The organism is Actinotalea ferrariae CF5-4, assembly GCF_000603945.1.
Taxonomy (GTDB): domain Bacteria; phylum Actinomycetota; class Actinomycetes; order Actinomycetales; family Cellulomonadaceae; genus Actinotalea; species Actinotalea ferrariae.
In genome coordinates this window covers 1-2,811 of record NZ_AXCW01000197.1, presented here as the reverse complement: position 1 = coordinate 2,811, position 2,811 = coordinate 1, and the positions used below count along the sequence as shown (strand labels likewise).

The window sequence follows — 2,811 nt, the reverse complement described above, 5'->3', positions numbered from 1 at the left end:
TGAACAGCAGGTCGCCGTCGGGCGTGAAGGCGGCGCCGGACTCGCCCTGCGCGCTGCGCGTCAGGCGGCGGGCCGGCCGGGCGCGCGTCGGGTACACCTCCCACAGCGCGGTGTGGACCTTGGTCTTGTCGTGGTTGAGCGTCGCGACCTGGGTCACGAGGCGCGAGCCGTCGGGCGAGAGCACCAGACCGGACATGCGCGGCAGGGCGACGTACTCGTCGAGGTCGTGGAAGGCGGTGCGCAGGCCGGCGAACACGGCCTCGGACGCGCCGCGCCCGCTCCCTCCCGCGGGGCCCGCCTCCGACGGCGGCGTGCCGCCGTCCGCCGCGCTGACGAGCCGCAGCCCGTGGTCGTTCTCCGGTGCCATCAGACCTCCTGCGTCACGGGCCCGGCGGGATCGTGTCCCGCCGCGCCCTCCTCGTGCGTCGTCAGCATGCTTGCTGGTGCTCAGTGCTGTCAGGTGCTGCTCGGGTGCTGCTCGGGTCCTGCTCGTGCTGCTCAGGTGCTGCCCGCCCAGGTGTCACGGGCCAGGGGACGGCGGACCGCCCCCTGGCAGCATCGACCGACAGCGGCCGCGCATGACGGTCCGCCGGGATCTCATCGCGGATCCTTCCACCGGCCGGGCGCGCCGGCGCTGTCCCGCGGGCGGCGTTTCGGCTCCGGGACCCCGCCGCGGGACGACGTCGGCGCGGGGCCGGGGTCGTGTCGGTGCCCTCGGTTAGCGTCACGGCCATGCGGATCCTGCACACGAGCGACTGGCACCTCGGTCGCACCCTGCACGGGGTGGACCTGCTCGCGCACCAGGCCGCCTACCTCGACCACCTCGTGGAGCTGGCCGGGGGCGAGCAGGTCGACGCGGTCGTCGTGTCCGGGGACGTGTACGACCGCGCCGTGCCGCCTGTCGAGGCGGTGACCCTGCTGTCGGAGGCCCTCGCGCGCCTCGCCGCGACCACGACGGTCGTGCTCACGCCCGGCAACCACGACTCGGCGGTCCGCCTCGGGTTCGGGGCGGACCTGCTGCGCAGCGGCGTGCACGTGCGGGCCCGCGTCGCCGACGTCGGCACGCCCGTCGAGCTCGCGGACGAGCACGGCCCGGTGCTCGTCCACGCCCTGCCGTACCTCGACCCGGACGCGACGCGCCACGTCCTGGCCGACGGCGACCCGACGGTCGCCCCCGGTGAGCTGCTGCCGCGCTCCCACGAGGCCGTCATGGCCGCGGCGCTGCGGCGGGTGCGGGCGGACCTGGCGGCCCGCGCCGCGCAGGGCGACGGTCGCCCGCGCAGCGTGGTGATGGCCCACGCGTTCGTCGTGGGCGGGGAGGCGTCGGACTCCGAACGGGACATCCGTGTCGGGGGCGTGGACTCCGTCCCGGCGGGCGTGTTCGGCGGCGTCGACTACGTCGCGCTGGGCCACCTGCACGGGGCGCAGCGCATCGCCGCCGGTCGGGGCGTGCCGGGCGAGGGCGACGACGGCGACGGCGACGGTGTGGGGGGCGCGGCCCCGGGCGGGGCGGAGGCGCCCGCGCCGCCCGTGCTCCAGTACTCCGGCTCCCCGCTGGCCTACTCCTTCTCCGAGCTGCGCCAGCGCAAGGCGACGGTCCTGGTCGACCTCGGGCCCGAGGGCGTCCGGCGGACGGAGCTCGTCCCCGCGCCGGTGCCGCGCCGGCTCGCGGAGGTCACCGGACGCCTGGAGGACCTGCTGGGCGCCGCGGGCGAACCGCACCGCGACGACTGGCTGCGGGTGGTCGTCACCGACGACGCCCGGCCGACCGAGCTCGTGGCTCGCGTGAAGGCGCGGTTCCCGCACGCGCTGGTCGTGGAGCACCGGCCGGTGGCGGCGACCGAGCGCGTCCGGGCGCGGGCGGTCACGAGCGCGAGCGACCCGCTGCTGGTGGCCGGGGAGTTCGTCGAGCACGTCACGGGCGCCCCACCCACCCCCGAGGAGCTCGCGGTCCTGCGGCGCGCCTACGAGGACGTGCTCGCGGCGGGGCGGAGCGCCTGATGCACCTGCACTCCCTGACCTTCCAGGCGGTCGGCCCCTTCCCGGGCCGGCACACCGTCGACCTCGCCGAGCTGGGCGCGGGCGGGATCTTCCTGCTCGAGGGGCCCACCGGGTCGGGCAAGTCGACGCTCATCGACATGATCGTCTTCGCGCTGTACGGGAAGGTCGCGTCGAAGGAGGCGAGCGAGGACCGGCTGCGCTCCGGGCACGCCGGCCCGGACGTCGAGACGTTCGTCGACCTCGTGCTGGAGACGTCCTCCGGGGTCTACCGGGTCCGACGGACACCGGCGTACCAGCGGCCCAAGCAGCGCGGCACGGGCACCACGACCCAGCAGGCCGGCGTGCGGCTGTGGCGGCTCGCCTCCGCCGACGCCCCGGACACGGGCGAGCTGCTGTCCGCCCGGCTGGACGAGGCGGGCGCCGAGCTCCAGCACCTCCTCGGGCTGGACCGCGAGCAGTTCGTGCAGACGGTCGTCCTGCCGCAGGGGGAGTTCGCGAGCTTCCTCCGGGCCAAGCCGGAGGACCGGCGAGGGCTGCTGCAGAAGGTCTTCGGCACGGAGGTGTACGAGCAGGTGCAGGTCCGCCTCGAGCGGATGCGTCAGGACGCCCGGCGCGAGGTCGACGAGGCGCAGGCGCGTGTGCGCCAGGCGACCGCGGCCTTCTGCGGCGCGGCGGGTCTCGACGAGGAGGGCGCGGACGACCTGACGGCCCTGGCCGCGCGCGACCTGGACGCGGGGGACGAGCGTCCCGAGGTCGAGCGCCGCGCCGGCGAGCACGTGGACCGCCTCGCCGCCGAGTCCGCGGCGGCCG

2 protein-coding genes and 1 pseudogene are annotated in these 2,811 nt (G+C 76.4%); 2 read left to right on the top strand and 1 reads right to left on the bottom strand.

Translation table 11 applies throughout. The annotated features are described in order from the left end of the window. A pseudogene (locus tag N866_RS20555) lies at window positions 1–367 on the bottom strand (hypothetical protein); the annotation flags it as partial. A 365-nt stretch (window positions 368–732) separates the two neighbouring features. Between N866_RS20555 and N866_RS14195 the strand changes: the two are divergent. Both N866_RS14195 and N866_RS14190 read left to right on the top strand, forming a co-directional pair. Beyond that, window positions 733–2,001, top strand: a complete 1,269-nt coding sequence (locus tag N866_RS14195) for an exonuclease SbcCD subunit D (protein ID WP_034227494.1) — start codon at window positions 733–735, stop codon at window positions 1,999–2,001. Then, window positions 2,001–2,811 (top strand): AAA family ATPase (locus tag N866_RS14190; RefSeq protein ID WP_034227491.1); only part of this gene is annotated, 811 nt, incomplete at its 3' end. The genes N866_RS14195 and N866_RS14190, both read left to right, overlap by 1 nt.